The sequence below is a fragment of the Paenibacillus amylolyticus genome (assembly GCF_050990605.1).
GTDB lineage: Bacteria > Bacillota > Bacilli > Paenibacillales > Paenibacillaceae > Paenibacillus > Paenibacillus amylolyticus_H.
This window is the reverse complement of the sequence record NZ_CP158832.1, coordinates 692222-709633: the sequence shown is the minus strand read 5'-3', so window position 1 is coordinate 709633 and position 17412 is coordinate 692222. Positions and strand designations below refer to the sequence as shown.

Genomic DNA, 17412 nt, shown 5'->3' with positions numbered 1-17412 from the left:
GATTAAGGGACTTCACGAACTCGTGAGGTCTTTTTCCATTTGGAGCTGATTCCGATGTTTGATTCCTTTGCCTGGTGTCTCCCCGAACTCCCGCTTGAACATCCGGATAAAATAGTTCACTTCCATGCCTACGGTCTCTGCCGCCTCTCGTACACTTGCCCGCGGGTGCTTGTCCAGCCATTCCGAAGCCTTCTGCAAACGTAATCGCTGCATATATTGATGTCCTGTCACACCATAATGCTGGTGAAATAATCGGTTGAGATGCTGCACCGAATAACCCACTGCGTCAGCAACATGCCTCAATAACAGGTCATCCTGATAATGTGTATGCATCAATGCCACTGCTCGGACAAGTGCATCCTTGCCTGGGTCGGACTCCCGATTCGAACGTGTTACAATCTCCTCCTGCACCATAGATGATACAATTCCTACACGACCGACATCCGATGGAATTTTCGATTGTGCTATATCCAAAATGAGCTGGTAGATCAAGGCAGAAGTATTCCACATCTCCGTTACTCCTTGATTCAGCCCCTGCCAGAGATCTGTTAACCGCGACCAGATGAGTTCAAAACCGGAGATAGGGTACGGCTCGTTCTGAAGTAAACCTGCGCATTGAAGTACCGATCCAGCCGATGCACCACCGATGCCGATATAACCCAGTTCTCCTTTGGATTTGGAATGAGGCACATACTCATGCGCAACCTCGGGTTCCACGATGAATAACTGCCCTGCTCCCATCGTCCACGTCCCTTTTCCCGGAAACCTGAACTGCCCTTCACCGCCGCGTGACAAAAACAACTGATACACCGGAAATCCATCCGGTCTATGCAGAACTTTCTCTTCCTGCGTGCCCACACAATACAGGTACAGCGGCAACCGGGAATCCGGCAGGCCCGTCAAACGAAATGCAAGCATTCCATCATTCCTTTCGGCTCAGTGGCTTCTACATAAAGTGAACTAAAGATATTTACACTGGCCACTCCGATGACAGAACAACCTTCCGATCGCTGTTATCCCCAGATTTTTTGGTTTTCCTTTTTTAAATGGTAAAATCCGGGGATAAAGGCGCACGCTTCGCTTCCTCAGGTTATTTTTGCCCTCTCCGTTTCGTGTAAATGTCTAGTTCGATCTATATAGCCAACTTCCCTTTACCTTTATTATCGATTATTTGTTTCCAATGTAACAATGGTCTAAGGAACCTTTTTGGCGACAAGATTTTCAAAAAGCAAGTTTGAGATTCACGCCAAACGATTATTGTTCATACATAATGAAAACACCCTTTCTGGATGGAAAGGGTGTTCGAGTTTGTTTCAGTGTAAATTTTTACTTCAGCTCTGTGGTGTTTGCACCTCACTTGCTGCTGGTGGATTGGTAGCAGGTGCAGGCTCCTGTGTAGACGTAGACTGAGCCTTTTCAAGCTTAAATGTACCAGATTGGCCTGAAAGTGCATTTTTGTTCGTTGTTGTATTTCCAGCAACTGAAAGAATATACACCTTGTACTCGCTTCCTTCCACCAGATTGGCTCCTGTTGAATCTATAGCTGTTGTAGTCAAAGTAACTTCAACCGCTGAAGGATTTCCAACTTGGTAACTAGTGTTAGAGGTTGCTGTAGTGACATCCAAACTATCTGTTCCTTTAACAATAAAGAGTCGGTATGCAGAAATGCCAGTTTCAGAAGATGGCTTAGTAAAGGTAAGCTTATAACTTGCCGAAGTTACTGTACTTGTATTTTGCAAATCCGTGATAGCAGCAGCCTGAACGGGTGCTGGTTGTGCATTGATAATAAATTCATTGGAAGCAGGTGATAGATTAGACGCGCGAGATGTACTATTAGACACTGACATAACAAATACTTTGTATTTCTGTCCAACGGTAATTGGGCTGTTGTTAATATCTCGGTATCCATCGTTCAGTACGATTGAAGTGCCCGCACTACTTGTATCCAAGTCAGTATAGTAATTAATACCAAGTGCCGTACTTGTAGTGAAACCACTTACCTGATTTGCGGGCACGATGAAAATGCGATATTTAGCAATTCCCGTTTCATTCGACGCTTTGGCAAAATTGATAGTTACATCGGAAGGGTTACTTGCCTGTTGCCCCTGATCTTTGACGGTTACATTCACACTACTCGGTGCTGCTACAGCGGAATTGGAATTCAGTGTAACTATACCGGAGGCTGACGATAATGCATTCGTCAGAGAAGCATTGTTATTCACGGCCATTACGTAAACACGATAGCCTACATCGTTACGAATCGAGTCACCATCCACTGTTTTCGAACCATTAGATAAGGTAATCGTCTGGTTATTTCCCGTTCTACTTACATACGTATAATTCGAGCTGTTCACCCCATTGGCTGCGTTCAGATTGAAGCTGCCTGCATTCGCATTTTTCACCACAAACACCCGATAATGATTCACATTTGTCTCATCTGCGGATTTATTAAATGTCACACGCAGATCACGTCCATCTCCATTATCCCCAATATCCGTTGCAGCCACATTACTCGGAGCCGTTATAGCCGCATTCTGTGTCAGCGTAATCTGTGAAGAGTAACCGGACAAAGCATTTTGACTGGAGTTTCCGTTGTTATTCACCGACAGCACGAACACCCGATAAGCAACGTTATTCGTAATGGTATAACCATTGGTATCTACCGCATAGTTTGGAAGCGTAACGGACTGGTTACCACCCGTTTTGTTCACCTGTGTATAGTTGTTCGACGCATTAGCTGCGCTCAGCGTGAAGCTGCCCACATTAGCGGAACGAACTACATATACACGGTAGGCAGAGATTCTGGATTCATCCGCAGCTTTGTTGAAAGAAACCCGCAGATCACGCCCATCACCGTAATCACTAATATCCGCAACAGCCAGGTTGCTAATAACTCCCGCGTTACCGTTCGTTGTCAGTCTCAGCACAGTGGATGAAGCTGACAGCGCATTGGTGTATCCATTTTGCTGATTGCCCACCGCCATCACAAAGATGCGATAATCTTGCAGATTCGTTACGTTATAACCACTTGTGTCCTTCATGGATGAAGGCAAAGTTGTTGTAATGTTGTTGCCTGTTTTGTTCACCGTATAGTACAGACTGGAGGACAGATTGCTTGCTGTCGTCAGATTGAAACTGCTGGCAACTGAGTTACGCACCACGAAGATGCGATAGTTCGCTACCTTGGACTCATCCGATGAACGGTTGAAGCTCACCTGAATATCACGACCATCTCCATAATCCGAGTTATCCTTCACCTGCGTAATTACTGGAGACGTTGCTGTGTTCACCGACAGCGTAAGTGAAGATGATGCTGCGGACAGCTTGCTGTCTGTTGTTGTATTTGTGCTAACGGACAAAATGTACACTACATACGCTGTACCGCTTTTAATCAATTCGCCAGACGTATCCCGTGTCGAAGAAGTCAGCTGGCTTTTCACTGCGGTGCTGTTTCCTTTGTATATGATCGTGGAGTTAGCACTGGACACTTTGTTCGCTGCAGCCAGGTTGAATGCAGAAGAGTCCTTCGCTTTAACAACAAATGCACGATAATACGTAATGTTCGATGTTGTGCTTGGCTGCGTGAAGTTAATCTCCAGATCGCGGCCATCGCCATAGTCACTAATATCTGCGGCACGCAGGCTTGTAACCGCCTGTACTGTGGATTTCACATTATTGAGCTTCAATGCTTGGGAAGACCAGTTCAATGCATTTTTATAATTATTGCTGCTGTTTCCAACAGTCAGTACATACAGACGATACGTTTCATTGCTGTTAAGCAGATCCCCGTTTACGTCACGCGTCTGTGCATTAAGTGTCAGTTTCGGGTTGCTGCCATTTGGTGTAACCGATGTATAGTTCGCAGAAGGTACGGCAGTTGCTGAGGACTCCGTGAAGCTATTCACATCGCGTGTTTTCACCAGCATAATCCGGTAAGCAGATACCGCCTTCTCTGAAGTTGGACGTGTAAAGCTCACGGTCAAGTCCCGACCATCTCCGTTACTTCCGGATACCGAACCGTAGATGTTCCATGCAGCATATTGTGTCTCATCCACTGGAGGCGTTGCCGTTGTCTTGATATCTACACGCTGATTGCGCGAGTTCCAGAATACTTTTTCTCCAAAAGCTTCACTGACAAAACGGATGGGAACCATCGTGTTGCCCTTAATCGTGTTTGCAGGTACATCCAGCGAGATCGCTTCCCCGTTGATGTATGCCGTTTTGGAACCGAGTGTCAATTTAACTTCCTGATCGTCGCGAGTTGCAACAATCGTTTTGGTTCTGTTGGTGTACTGTACCTTCGCATCCAATCCTTCAAAAATCGACCGAAGCGGAACCAGTACGCGTCCACCTTTCATCACAGGTGCCTGAGCAGATGATAACTCTGCATCATTAATATATATGCTGATTCTCGCAGCTGCATCCATAACCGACGTTGGAAGTGCGGACATCAGCATGGCCGATACAGCCAGCGCTGACATGACCTTCTTCACTTGTTTTCCTCCCGGTTTCCTCATATCCCATATCCCCATTCTCGCAATTAGTTAACATCGAAATAGATTCGCTGTTCTTTTCATTATTCCTGTATTTTCCTATGCACAACTAAGACGTTCCGATCAGCTCAAAAGTTTCCAGTTGTACAAAAAATATTTTCGCAGAAACATTCCTCTCTCTTCCACCCTCCAAAAGTTAAAAATAACAGAAGAATTTGTCACCATTCCGCAACCACATCCTGCCCCAATTGGGTTAATGTAAAGTAACTAGTGAACAACGCCTATCATTTTCTCAACTACGGGAGGTTCATATCTATGACATCATCGTTCCAATCTGCCAATCGTAAAAGCATGCGCACCTTCATTACAGCCACCGCCATCCTCATGCTGCTCCAAACAGCTGTAGCCCCATTATCCGTAGTCGCTGCTGCCGCATCTTCCAGTACAGATACCACCAAAGTCACGACAGCCAGTTCAACAACCATATATAAAACATTTCAGTCCATGCTCTACAAAAAGAACGGCTTACCTGCCGCGGATGCTTATCTCGAATCTCATATCCAAAAGGTAACAAAGCATCACGCCACCCTGATGGTGCTTCAATTGGAGAATGCTCGCCTGAAGGCGCTAAGTGCCATGACAGACCGCCTGCTCGTTCCTAACGTTCAGGACAAGATGATCAAGGCTTACAAGTTGAATGATAGCTTCACCAAACTTATGGAGCGTACCCAGGACTCCAATCTGCGTGCACTGTTAAAAGAAGCCCGTGACAGCGGCTACCGCCTTGTCATGCTCGAAGGCTCTCTCTATCCCATTATGAATTATGCGGCACTCGTGAAATATACCTCTGTCATTAAAGAGGATATCTCAAGCTACATCCATATCATGACAAAGGAAACGAAAAACTTGCCTGCGGATGATGGTGCTCTGGTCATTGGCTATCAGGAGATTCTCCTTCGAGCACTCAGTCAGGAAAGATTCCTGGAGCTGCATCCGAAATCGAATCGGGCCAAGCAGGTGCAGAATCTGTTGAACAGTTATACCCTGTATACCTTTTATGGGCTGAACAACACACCGCTGTTTGATTATGATACGAACAAAATGGTGCCGAACGCTCAAAGAGGATACAACGGCGTCTTGCAGCGCCTTGCATCCGTCGATAGTGAATTCCTTACCAAGTTGGATGCCTTTATGGACGTGGTTAAAGAATCGAAGTATGAGAAAACGGCTGCTGTCGAGAAATGGCTGGAACAGAATGTGCCGGCCAGCGACTATGCAAACTATTGAGTTGATCCACTCCCACGGTTAACATCCGGTTCAAATTCAGGCTAAGTTCGAACATATCGCCATACCAAAAACCGCCGCAGGATTCGCTCCTGTGGCGGTTTCTTCTTGCTTCTATCGTCAAAACTGACTAAAGCGTCAGCGCTCTGTACTATTGAATCGGTTTGACCATATGATTATACTCATGTCCTGCGATGACAATCACATCGTCTTTGACATATCCCTGCCGTTCATAGAGCATTAGCGCACGGCCGTTGTCCCGTTCTACAATCAGGGATACCTGCGAGTGCCCCAGATCTCTGCCCTGCTGCTCAAAAGCAGCCATCAGTGCCCGGCCGATGCCCTGCCCCTGATAAGCTTCACTTACCGAGAGAGTATCCAGATAATACTCACCCGGACGGGTCTCTTTGACCAATGCATACTTCTCTTCCCGGCTTCGTCCAGGTCGATCCAGAATTGGCTGGTCCAGACGATCCGCTTCTCCGCCATCATAGGCTACCAGAATCCCCGCGATCAGTCCATCCTGCTCCATTACCGTCACATGACGATAGCTAATCCGGTTGTCTTCCTGCACATAGAACTCCTGCAAAATCTGCATCGCCTTCTCATGATCCGCCTCACCCGCGAGCGAGTAAGCAATATCCCCTATCGCCTGAACCAACAATGGGATGACCTGATGTGCATCTTCTATGCGTGCTGGTCTGATCAGAGGAGAGGTCTCGTGGTGATCTAATTGCGTACTGGAATTATTCATCAGATTAACATGTTGAACAGATTCAAGTTTTTGTTCAGCTCGGTATAGGCGATACCTTTGCGGTTCATACGTTCAATAAGCGGTTGGTAATCTTCCTTGTACATCAGCTCAATGCCCACCAAGGCAGGGCCATTTTCCTTATCATGCTTTTTCGTATATTCAAACCGGGTGATATCATCATTCTTCCCTAGAACTTCCTCCAGGAATTCACGTAAAGCTCCTGCACGCTGCGGGAAATTAACCATGAAATAATACTTCAGACCTTCATAAATCAAGGAACGTTCCTTGATCTCCTGCATCCGGTCAATATCGTTGTTCCCGCCACTAATGACACAGACCACCGTCTTGCCCACGATTTGCTCACGATATTGCTCAAGCGCCGCAACAGCCAAGGAACCCGCAGGCTCGACAACGATCGCATTTTCATTATATAGCTCCAGAATAGTTGTGCAGGCTTTGCCTTCTGGCACTTTCACAATGTCATCAAGTATACTATTGCAGATATCAAAGGTAAGATCGCCAACCCGTTTCACCGCTGCGCCATCCACGAATTTATCAATATCATCCAGCGTTACAACCTGTTTGCGGAACATCGCCTCACTCATGGAAGCTGCCCCAAGTGGCTCAACTCCAATGATGCGTGTCTCCGGACTCACCGTCTTCATATAAGTTCCCACGCCGGCTGCCAGCCCTCCGCCACCAATCGTCACGAATACATAGTCGGCATTCTCATCAAGACTTTCCATGATTTCCATCGCTACCGTACCATTACCTGCAATAATCTTTGGTTGATCAAAAGGATGGATGAACGTCATGCCCTGTTCGTCACATGCACGCATCGCTTCTGCATAAGCATCATCATACGTATCCCCAATCAGCACCACTTCAACGTTGTCACCGCCAAAGCGACGCACCTGTTTCACCTTCTGGTTCGGCGTTGTACTCGGCATGAAGATTTTACCGTTAATTCCAAGGGCATTACAGCTAAAAGCGACACCCTGAGCATGGTTGCCCGCACTCGCACAGACAATACCCTTCTCCATCTCGGCTGGTGTCAGACTGCGAATCATATTATAGGCACCCCGAATTTTGAACGAACGCACCACTTGAAGGTCTTCCCTTTTCAGATACACATTACAGTTATATTTGGCCGATAATACAGCGTCCCGCTGCAACGGCGTTCTTACAATGACTTCACGCAGCACATGATGTGCGCGCACGATATCTTCCATGCCAACACTGGCACGGCCGGGATTTGTGGTTCCCGTTGGTTCTTGTTCAACTGGTTTCATTTTCTTCTCCACACTCCGCTTATATGGTCTAGCAATGTCGCGCACTGCTTTTCTTTGTATTGTATCACTTTTGTTGTGTTCTTGCGCCTGAGCTCACTTCATTTATCATTCGTACAATTTCATCAATAATGACCTGTGGATCTGTATACATAACCATATGACCGGATTGATCTGCCCCAATCCATCTCGCATTGGATAGCTCGCTCACCGTCTGGCGATGCGCCGTGATAAGAGCTGGCCTGATTTTCCCCTCTCCCTTACCCGGTTTTGTACCCGAGATCACGCTGATTTCCAGATCACCCAGAGCCGGAGGATGTTTCAGCAGCTCTGCCATGTCATCCAGAAATGTTTTGCTTTCCGCAAGCATCGTGCTGGCTGCCTGTACAGTGAAATCCTCCTTAAGGTGATCTGCCGCCACATCGTCAGGCTGAACACGTCCAGCTTTGCTGCCGAGCAACCGGTATAAGCCCGTTCTCGCCATGATTGGAATGAGGAAACCATTGAGGGCAAAACTCTTTTTGGCCGTGTTCGAAAAATACAATTCACAATGCTCGTCTGATGGATCTACCAGGATAATGCCACGTAATCGAGATAGATGTGCAGCTGCCGCAGCCCGTACGATCGGGCCACCCCAGCTATGGCCTACCAGAATGAATGGTCCCGGGCCCAGCGCTGTCAGCAGATCCCCAAGATCCCCTGCAATGCGGTCAAGGCTACGAGGAGCCGAGTCGACATCACTTCGTCCCGCCCCTGCCCTGTCATACACGACTGCGCGTACATGCTCCGCAATGGCAGGTGCAACCAGTCCCCAGTTCGATCTGGAGGCGCCCATACCGGACTCAAATACAACCGTCAGTTCTCCTGTTCCCCTGGACATATAATGTAGTTTGCGACCATCGCGGGTCTGAACAAACGCACTTGAACCAAACGTATGTGAGCTAGGGTTAGGATTCATGTTCCCCTCCTGATTACATGCATAGTCATCTATCGCCGAATCTAATTGAAAATGATTATCAATTACTTCATTATAGAATAATCCATGCTTTACGACAACCATGTTGCTCAGCAAGCACAGCAGTACTGTCACCTCTGTCACGTTTCAAGGATCATCCCTCGCCCCACCGTTCTGCTATGCCTCCTTTTTCCTTATGAAAAAGAAAACCCGATCCATAATCAGATCGGGTAACTGTCCCAGCCATATGCGGCTGGCCATCATATATATAAATATACAAAAACAGCCCGATTTCAATTTCCATCAGGGCTGTTTTTAACTGCTTTAGCTTCACGATACCTAGGATTAAACATACCGCTCATTCAATAAGGAAACACCCAATTTACGCCTGTGTCTTATACCAAGCTGCCGCGGCTTCTGCCTCGGTACGAGTTAACTGATGACCCTGACGCTCCCAATGCATGTTTACATCGGCACCTGCACCGCTGAGTAGCGAAGCAAGTTCCTCGGTTTCACGTCTTGGTACAATCGGATCGTTTTCGCCCGCACCAATGAACACAGGCAGACCCTTCAGATCCGGCAATTCCAGTCCACGCAGCGGTACCATCGGATGATGCAGAATTGCACCTTTGAATACATCCGCTTGATGGAAGATCAGGCTCGCCGCAATATTGGCACCATTAGAGTAACCCAGTGCATACACGTTGGACCGATCGAACCTGTATTCTGCCGCAGCTGCATCTACAAAAGATCCCAACTCTGCCGTACGAGCAATCAGATCTTCTTCATCAAAAATACCTTCGGCCAAGCGGCGGAAGAAACGGGGCATCCCGTTCTCCGATACGTTTCCCCGCACCCCAAGGATGCCAGCTCCTGGCGCTATCATCTCCGCAAGACCGATCAGATCGTTCTCGGTTCCGCCTGTGCCATGAAGCAACAGGATTGTTGGCGCATCCGGCTGAGCACCTGCTTTATAGATATGTTTCATTGTATTGGTTGTGGTCATGATTTGGACTCCCCTTTCCATTCACGCACTTCAATTCGTGGCAACAATTGTTCAATCTGCTCGCGTTGCGGTTCATACCATTCAGGCAACATCAGTTTCTCACCCATGCTCTCTGCGGGTTCATCCCGTGCAAATCCCGGAGGATCGGTAGCCAGTTCGAACAGTATGCCTCCCGGCTCCCGGAAATACACAGCGTTGAAGTATTGACGGTCAATGACTGGTGTTGGATGATACCCGGATTGTTCAAGATCCTGCTGAATTTGTTCATGCTCGGTATAATCTTTCGCACGCCATGCAATATGGTGAACTGTTCCGGCTCCGCCAATCCCGCGTTGGATGCCTGTAGACTGAATATCGATGATCTGACCGATATCGCCGCTTGCCTGAAGACGAAGGAGTCCGTTCTCCTCGCCGACCTGCTCCAGACCCAGTTTGCTCACCAATACGTCCATGGTTTTCTCAGGAACATGGCTGAACAATACGGCACCACCGAATCCTTTGATGGCCTGCTCTGGTGTCACACCATTGAACGCCCAGCTGCTTGGCTGACCTCCTTCGCGCTCAACCAGTTCAAGCAGCAGACCGCCTTTGTCGAAGAAACGGATGTACTGCTCACCGAATCTGGTTTTATTTTCATATGGAATATCGAAGGAAGCAAGACGTTCTTTCCAGAAAGGCAGGCTTCCCACCGGGACCGCATATACGGTAACTCCAGTCTGACCTGACCCAATGACACCTCTTCTTGAATTCTGCTGCGGGAAGAAGGTGATGATTGTGCCCGGTGCACCCTGCTCATTCCCGTAATACAAGTGATACACGTCCGGTGCATCAAAGTTAATTGTTTTTTTCACGAGTCTAAGCGCCAACACACCTGCGTAAAAATCGACGTTTTTCTGCGCATCGTCCACAAAAGCTGTAATATGATGAATTCCTGAAGTTTTAAACATAATCTCCACTCCCTTGGTTTTAGTAATATCATAAGTTAGATGTGCTTCTTTTATTTATTGTATTGATTTTCGGTTTTATCTTTAATTTAAGATTCTTTAAATTTATATTAATCCATTGGAATACATTAAGCAAGCTTTTATTTTAAAATCAAGATATCTTAACCAAAAAACAGGCCCCGATTACACCGGGAACCTGTTTATCGTTACTATAATTACATTGCTTCGCTAATTCTGTAATATCTTTTTATCACTGCTTCTTAAACCAATTTCATTCTTTTTGGTGGATTCACCAAATCTTTGTGCTCGTATTCATCCTTGATATCTCCGACAATCTCTTCAAGGATATCCTCCATCGTAACCATACCTACCGTAGCACCTGCCTCGTTTTTCACAGTTGCAATGTGTACACGGCTTTGCTGCATCTGGATCAGTACATCCTTGATTGGAGAGCGCTCGGAGAAACTCGGCGTATTATGAACAAATGTCTCCATATTGAAGGCTCTTCCCGCAGCCACACTCGTCAGCATTTCTTTCGTGTTAATGAATCCAACAAAATGATCCTGATCCCCATTCGCAATAACCGGGTATCGCGTGTATTCATGTCGATTCAGCGTTTCAATGATCTGATCAAGCGGCATTTCTTTATTCAACGTAACGATTTTATCTCTTGGAATCATGATCTCCTGAAGCAGACGTTCATCAAAAGCAAAAATGTTTTTCAGATAGTCCAGCTCCGTCTGGTTGATCTCGCCACTCTCATAGCTCTGTGCCATGATCAGCTTCAACTCTTCTTCCGAGTGAACGGTATCATGTCCGGCAGGTTTTACACCGAATATGCCAAGCAACAGACGTGCAGCTCCATTCAGCGCATAGATGAACGGATTCATGATTTTACCGAACCAGTACAATGGTGGTGCCAGCAACAGCGTCATTCTCTCTGCAAACTGAATCGCCAGTGTTTTCGGTGCCAATTCACCAATAACCACGTGCAGGAACGTAATGATCGCCAGAGCAATACCATAGGAAAGCACGGTAGACAATGCCGCTGGTACTTCCATTCGCTCAAAGAGCGGATGCAGCATCTTCTCAACGGTAGGTTCACCCAGGGCTCCCAATACCAGCGCCGTGATGGTAATCCCCAATTGACACGCAGACAGATAATAATCCAGGTTGTGTGCCACTTTTTTGGCCAGTACTGCCTTTTTGTTGCCTTCCGAGATCAATTGATCGATTCGGGACATCCGTACTTTAAGAATTGCAAATTCAGCTCCAACGAAAAAGGCTGTCAGACCTATAAATACGGCTACTAAAAATAAATTCAAGGCTATTATTCCGTCCAATGATTTCCCTCAGGTTGAGGGATTCACCTCCATTAAAATTTAAAATAAGGTTGCACGAGTGACGTTCCGGTGACGGATCGTTCTTCCGATCGCCATTGCCTCCAAATTTTCCTGATTGTTGTTTAAAATTGGTTTGCAAACGCGAACGCTACGCTTCTTCAGAATCGATTCCGTCCCCTACACTGTTACGTTGCCAGAACGCTTCAAATTCTGAGGGCAGTAGCCAAATAGGCAATCAAACCCTAGATTGCAGTCATGATCGAACCAACCAACATCACGCCAGATCGCTAGTAGCTTCCTCAACTTGAGCGCCGTTTACCCGCTCCAGAAGAACTTGCTTGATGTGATAATTTTCGGTATCAACAACGGTCCAGACATAATCACCGTGTTCTACCGTGTCACCTTTTTCCACACCTACACCCTTCTGGTACTGAATCCATCCGGCCACAGTATCCATCTCTTCATTTCCTTCAAACATAAGTCCGAACTGCCGCTCCACTTCATCCAAAAGCACCCGGCCGTTGATGAGATATTGATTCTCTCCGGTCTCCTGAATATCCGCAACCTCATCATCATCGAATTCATCACGAATCTCGCCCACAAGCTCCTCCAGAATATCCTCCATCGTAATGATTCCCGAGGTACCGCCATATTCATCCACGACCACGGCCATGTGTACACGTTCCTGCTGCATTTTAATCATCGCATCCTGAATACGTGTAACTTCGGAAACGAATGGGATCTCACGAACGAACTCCCGTAGTTGATACGATCTTGCGGCAACCATGTCAGGCAAAATCTTTTTCACATTCACAACGCCGATAATGCGGTCCTTGTCCCCGTCCTCGATGACAGGGTAACGTGAATAGTTATGTTCATCCAATATAGGAATAATATCGTCATAGGTCATATCCTGATCTAATGTCACCAGTTCCGTACGCGGGACCATGATGTCTTTGGCATCACGTTCATCGAACACAAATACATTTTCCAGATATGAAAGCTTGGTCTTGTTGTTCTCGTCCCCTTCATAACTCTGGTTCATGATGATTTTGATCTCGTCCTCCGAGTATGCTTGATCATGTTTGACAGGCTTTACACCGAATCCCCGCAGAAGAACACGTGAGGTTCCATTAAGCGCCCAAATGAACGGATACATAATTTTACCAAACCAGTATAGCGATGGGGAGAGCATCAACGTCAGTTTTTCCGAAAACTGAATCGCCAGCGTTTTGGGTGCCATCTCACCAACAACCACATGCAAGAACGTGACGAGGATAAAGGCGATCGCATAAGAAGCAATCGACGAGATTGAAGCAGGTACGTCTAAATAATTGAATACCGGATATAACAATCTCTCAACCGTCGGTTTTCCGAGTGCACCCAGTCCCAGTGCGGTGACCGTAATACCGAGCTGACAGGCTGACAGATAATAATCCAGGTCCGAGACAACTTTTTTGGCGAGTACAGCCTTTTTATTGCCTTCCGCGACCAGTTGATCCACTCTTGATGTACGAATTTTGACTACAGCAAACTCCGATGCTACGAAAAATGCAGTCAATGCAATCAAGATAATAAGTAAAGCGATATTCAATATGGTAATTATGTCCAATGATTTCCCCGGTTCTCAGGGATTCACCTCCAGAGATAGTTGCAGCGTGATCCGTTAACTATGTTAACCATTCATCCGCTGTTTGTCGTTCATCATGGCTTATGCCTTATATGAAATCGAATAATGATCCTATTTGTATATGTCGTACTGTTTGACCTTGTAAAACCAAAACAGGAATTCAAGATGAAGTCAGTGACTTGCAGAAACTTCTCCATTCAAATCGGGTTACCCCTCATGCTGTCAATTGTTCCTCGCTTAACTCCACCTAGATTCGCCATTTGGACAATTTACAATATCGCCTACCCAATAGATATCCACCTCCCCTCGTACTCATTCCTGTTTCCGATAAGTATACCATGTTTCACTCTCAACCATCCAGTTGCACGTTATGGTTTGGAACAAGCTTACAGTATATTGTTCACAAAATAGTCTTTATGTATGTTACGTACGTTCTATAATATGATTGTTATTTCCTCATAATGTGATATTCTTCACATGTTTAGTATAGTCCAATTTATAAAAATACTACCCGTTACTTTAGGGCATTAAACATGTGTGTTTACATAGCATACATCTATATACGCAGCAAAGAGCCCGCAGGATGCAAATACCTTTCCGGTACACATCTTTACGGGCTCATGTGTTCATTCTATACCAGTGCTTTAGCAGCTATATCCGTCCGCTGATGTTTGCCATCGAATCGGATACGCTCCGCCTCTGCATAGGCTTTGTTTCTAGCTTCGGCAATATCCGCACCAAGGCCAACTACGCCCAGAATCCGTCCACCATTCGTGACCCAGTCTCCTGCTTCATTACGAGCTGTACCTGCGTGGAATACCACGGCATCGTCTACCTGATCGAGTCCTTCAATGACTACACCTTTGGCATAAGGACCCGGATATCCACCTGAAGCAAGTACCACACATACAGCGGCTTCATCGCTCCATTCAATCTCAATATCGGCCAGCTTGCCATGAACAGTGGCCCAGAAGATCTCAAACAAATCACTCTTCAAACGTGGCAAAACCACTTGTGTTTCCGGATCACCGAAACGTGCGTTGAACTCAATCGTTCTGGGTTTGCCATCAGGCGAGATCATCAATCCGGCAAACAATACACCCTGGAATGGACGTCCCTCAGACACCATTGCTTTAGCCGTTGGTTTGATGATCGTTTCCACAGCCTTCTCAATAATGGATGCAGGGATATGAGGCAATGGTGAGTATGTACCCATACCGCCTGTGTTTGGCCCCTGATCATTGTCGAATACAGGTTTGTGATCTTGTGCTGCGGCCATCGGACGAACAGTCTCCCCATCGACAAAAGCCAGAATGGACATTTCCTGTCCTGCAAGGAATTCCTCGATGATCACTTTCGCTCCCGCTTCACCAAACACTTTATCCACCATGATGCTGCGAAGTGCCTGATCAGCCTCATCACGGGAATAAGCTACCGTCACACCTTTGCCCGCCGCCAGTCCATCTGCCTTGATGACAACAGGAATCGCTTGCTCATTCAGGTAGGCTTGAGCCTGTTTGTAGTCGTCGAATTTCTCATAGGCTGCCGTTGGAATGTTGTATTTGTGCAGCAGATCCTTCATGAACGTTTTACTTCCCTCAATCTCTGCTGCATTGCGACGAGGTCCGAATACCGGAATACCAGTGGAGTCAAATGCATCCACGATCCCATCCGCCAGTGGATCATCCGGACCAATAACCACTAATCCTACTTGAAGCTCTAAAGCAAGAGCCGTTAGTTTATCGAATTCATTCACCGCAATCGCATGACACTCAGCGAGCTGAGCAATACCTGCATTTCCCGGTGTACAGTGAATCTTGCCTACCTTTGGACTCTTCGCCAGCGCCCAGATGATTGCATGCTCCCGGCCACCGCCGCCTACTACCAGAATATCCATTCGCTCTGTTCCCCTCCGTGCATAAATGAATTTGTTACGCTACTGCGTGTTAAAAAAAACTAAAAAAGAGGGGGTGTACCATAAGTCATTAGCATGACAGGCGACACCCCTTATTAAACCTTTTTCGTTCTAGTGTTTGAAGTGACGAACGCCTGTGAAGACCATGGCAATTCCGTATTCATTCGCTACTTTGATGGACTCTTCATCTTTGATCGAACCACCAGGTTGAATTACCGCTGTAATTCCGGCTTTTGCTGCCAGTTCCAGCGTATCACCCATCGGGAAGAACGCATCGGAAGCCAGAATAGCGCCTTTTGCTTGCTCGCCTGCTTGCTCAATCGCAATTTTGGCTGCACCCACACGATTCATTTGTCCAGCGCCCACACCCACCGTCATATCATTTGAAGCCAGGACAATCGCGTTGGATTTCACGTGTTTAACTACTTTCCAGCCAAACAACAGCTGTTTCAGTTCTTCTTCGGATGGTGCACGATCTGTTACCACGTTCAGTTCGCTCGCTTCGATGGAATGTACATCGGACTGTTGCACGATCATACCACCGTCGATAGACGTTACCACGAATTGGCTCTCCCGTTTACGAGCAGCATTCAGTTCACCCGTTTTGAGCAAACGAATGTTTTTCTTCTTCGTCAGGATATCGAGTGCTTCTTGCGTAAAGTCAGGAGCAAGGACGATTTCCAGGAAAATCTCGCTCAATTTGCCCGCTGTATCGCTGTCGATAATGCGGTTCGCTGCCACAATGCCGCCAAAGATGGACGTTGGATCTGCAGCATATGCCTTGCTGTAAGCTTCATAGATACTTGCGCCAATGCCTACGCCGCATGGGTTCATATGTTTAACTGCGACAACCGCCGGTTCTTCAAATTCTTTGACAATCTGCAATGCTGCGTTCGCATCGTTGATGTTATTGTAAGACAACTCCTTGCCATGCAATTGCTCGGCTGTTGTCAACGTATCTTGAGCCGCCAGCGGTTTGCGGTAGAATGCCGCCTGCTGGTGTGGATTTTCGCCGTAACGCAAATCCTGGAGTTTTTCGTAAGTAACCGTCAGACGCTCTGGCAACGGATCACCGTTCAGGTTGGAGAGGTAGTCAGAAATAACTGCATCGTAAGCCGCTGTATGACGGAACACTTTTGCTGCAAGCCGTTTGCGTGTTTCGAGAGTGGTATCTCCATTGCTGCGAACTTCTTCAAGCACCTTGCCGTAATCTGCTGTGTCAACAACGACACTAACATAAGCATGGTTTTTGGCAGCGGAACGAAGCATGGTTGGACCACCGATATCGATGTTCTCGATCGCGTCCTCGTATGTTACGTCCGGCTTGGCGATGGTATCCTGGAAGGGATAAAGGTTTACGACAACGAGGTCGATGTACCCCAGTCCGTTCTCCTCCATCTGACGCTTGTGCTCTTCGCTGTCACGAACAGCCAGCAACCCACCATGAACTGCCGGATGCAATGTTTTGACACGTCCGTCCATAATTTCCGGAAATCCGGTCACATCCGAAATACCGATGACAGGTACGCCTTCCTTCGACAACAGACTGCTTGTACCTCCTGTCGAAATAATCTCCACACCCATTTGCGACAGCTCGCGGCAAAAGTCCACGATGCCTGTTTTATCCCATACGCTGACCAGCGCTCTTTTGATACTCACAATATGCTCCTCCTTTAATGTCCCATGGCTTCGCGTTTCCTGACGAAACACAGCCGATTTATTTCCCGAGAAATATCACAAAATGCGTACCAATATTCGACTTCTGTTATACAGTTGATAAATGGATTTTCACACTAAAA

Annotated in this window: 12 protein-coding genes; 1 reads left to right on the top strand and 11 read right to left on the bottom strand. The window is 46.9% G+C overall.

The features are described 5' to 3' along the window. Nucleotides 1-12 precede the first annotated feature (12 nt). Together ABTV53_RS03270 and ABTV53_RS03265 are read right to left on the bottom strand one after the other, a co-directional pair. Nucleotides 13-918 carry an AraC family transcriptional regulator gene (locus tag ABTV53_RS03270; RefSeq protein WP_433750552.1) on the bottom strand — a complete coding sequence of 302 codons (906 nt, stop codon included), beginning with the start codon at nucleotides 916-918 and terminating at the stop codon, nucleotides 13-15. A 413-nt stretch (nucleotides 919-1331) separates the two neighbouring features. Next, nucleotides 1332-4517, bottom strand: coding sequence for a stalk domain-containing protein (locus tag ABTV53_RS03265; protein ID WP_433750549.1), 3186 nt, complete (start codon nucleotides 4515-4517; stop codon nucleotides 1332-1334). 291 nt (nucleotides 4518-4808) lie between these two features. Between ABTV53_RS03265 and ABTV53_RS03260 the strand changes: the two genes are divergently transcribed. Then, a complete protein-coding gene (locus tag ABTV53_RS03260) occupies nucleotides 4809-5780 on the top strand; it encodes a hypothetical protein (RefSeq protein ID WP_433750546.1) in 972 nt (323 codons plus the stop codon). A gap of 148 nt (nucleotides 5781-5928) precedes the next feature. Here ABTV53_RS03260 and ABTV53_RS03255 read toward each other — a convergent pair whose 3' ends face one another. The 9 genes from ABTV53_RS03255 to purH form a co-directional block, all read right to left on the bottom strand. Then, nucleotides 5929-6531: a GNAT family N-acetyltransferase gene (locus ABTV53_RS03255; protein ID WP_433750544.1), complete on the bottom strand. Its 603-nt coding sequence runs from the start codon at nucleotides 6529-6531 to the stop codon at nucleotides 5929-5931. After that, nucleotides 6531-7823 carry a threonine ammonia-lyase IlvA gene (gene ilvA / locus ABTV53_RS03250; protein ID WP_124118557.1) on the bottom strand — a complete coding sequence of 431 codons (1293 nt, stop codon included), beginning with the start codon at nucleotides 7821-7823 and terminating at the stop codon, nucleotides 6531-6533. The genes ABTV53_RS03255 and ilvA overlap by 1 nt, the downstream gene beginning before the upstream one ends. A 64-nt stretch (nucleotides 7824-7887) precedes the next feature. Then, nucleotides 7888-8778, bottom strand: a complete 891-nt coding sequence (locus ABTV53_RS03245; RefSeq protein WP_433750541.1) for an alpha/beta fold hydrolase — start codon at nucleotides 8776-8778, stop codon at nucleotides 7888-7890. A gap of 379 nt (nucleotides 8779-9157) precedes the next feature. Then, entirely contained in the window at nucleotides 9158-9763 is a 606-nt protein-coding gene (locus ABTV53_RS03240; protein ID WP_433754033.1) for an alpha/beta hydrolase, read from the bottom strand. 14 nt (nucleotides 9764-9777) lie between these two features. Beyond that, nucleotides 9778-10728 carry a ring-cleaving dioxygenase gene (locus ABTV53_RS03235; protein WP_433750539.1) on the bottom strand — a complete coding sequence of 317 codons (951 nt, stop codon included), beginning with the start codon at nucleotides 10726-10728 and terminating at the stop codon, nucleotides 9778-9780. Between the two features lie 257 nt (nucleotides 10729-10985). Continuing rightward, nucleotides 10986-12068: a hemolysin family protein gene (locus tag ABTV53_RS03230; protein ID WP_433750536.1), complete on the bottom strand. Its 1083-nt coding sequence runs from the start codon at nucleotides 12066-12068 to the stop codon at nucleotides 10986-10988. Nucleotides 12069-12342: 274 nt separating this feature from the next. Next, entirely contained in the window at nucleotides 12343-13680 is a 1338-nt protein-coding gene (locus ABTV53_RS03225; RefSeq protein WP_433750534.1) for a hemolysin family protein, read from the bottom strand. Nucleotides 13681-14329: 649 nt separating this feature from the next. Then, nucleotides 14330-15595, bottom strand: coding sequence for a phosphoribosylamine--glycine ligase (gene purD, locus ABTV53_RS03220; protein WP_433750531.1), 1266 nt, complete (start codon nucleotides 15593-15595; stop codon nucleotides 14330-14332). Nucleotides 15596-15724: 129 nt separating this feature from the next. Further along, nucleotides 15725-17272 (bottom strand): bifunctional phosphoribosylaminoimidazolecarboxamide formyltransferase/IMP cyclohydrolase, encoded by a 1548-nt coding sequence (purH, locus tag ABTV53_RS03215; RefSeq protein WP_433750529.1) that lies wholly within the window; start codon nucleotides 17270-17272, stop codon nucleotides 15725-15727. Between the last annotated feature and the right edge of the window lie 140 nt (nucleotides 17273-17412).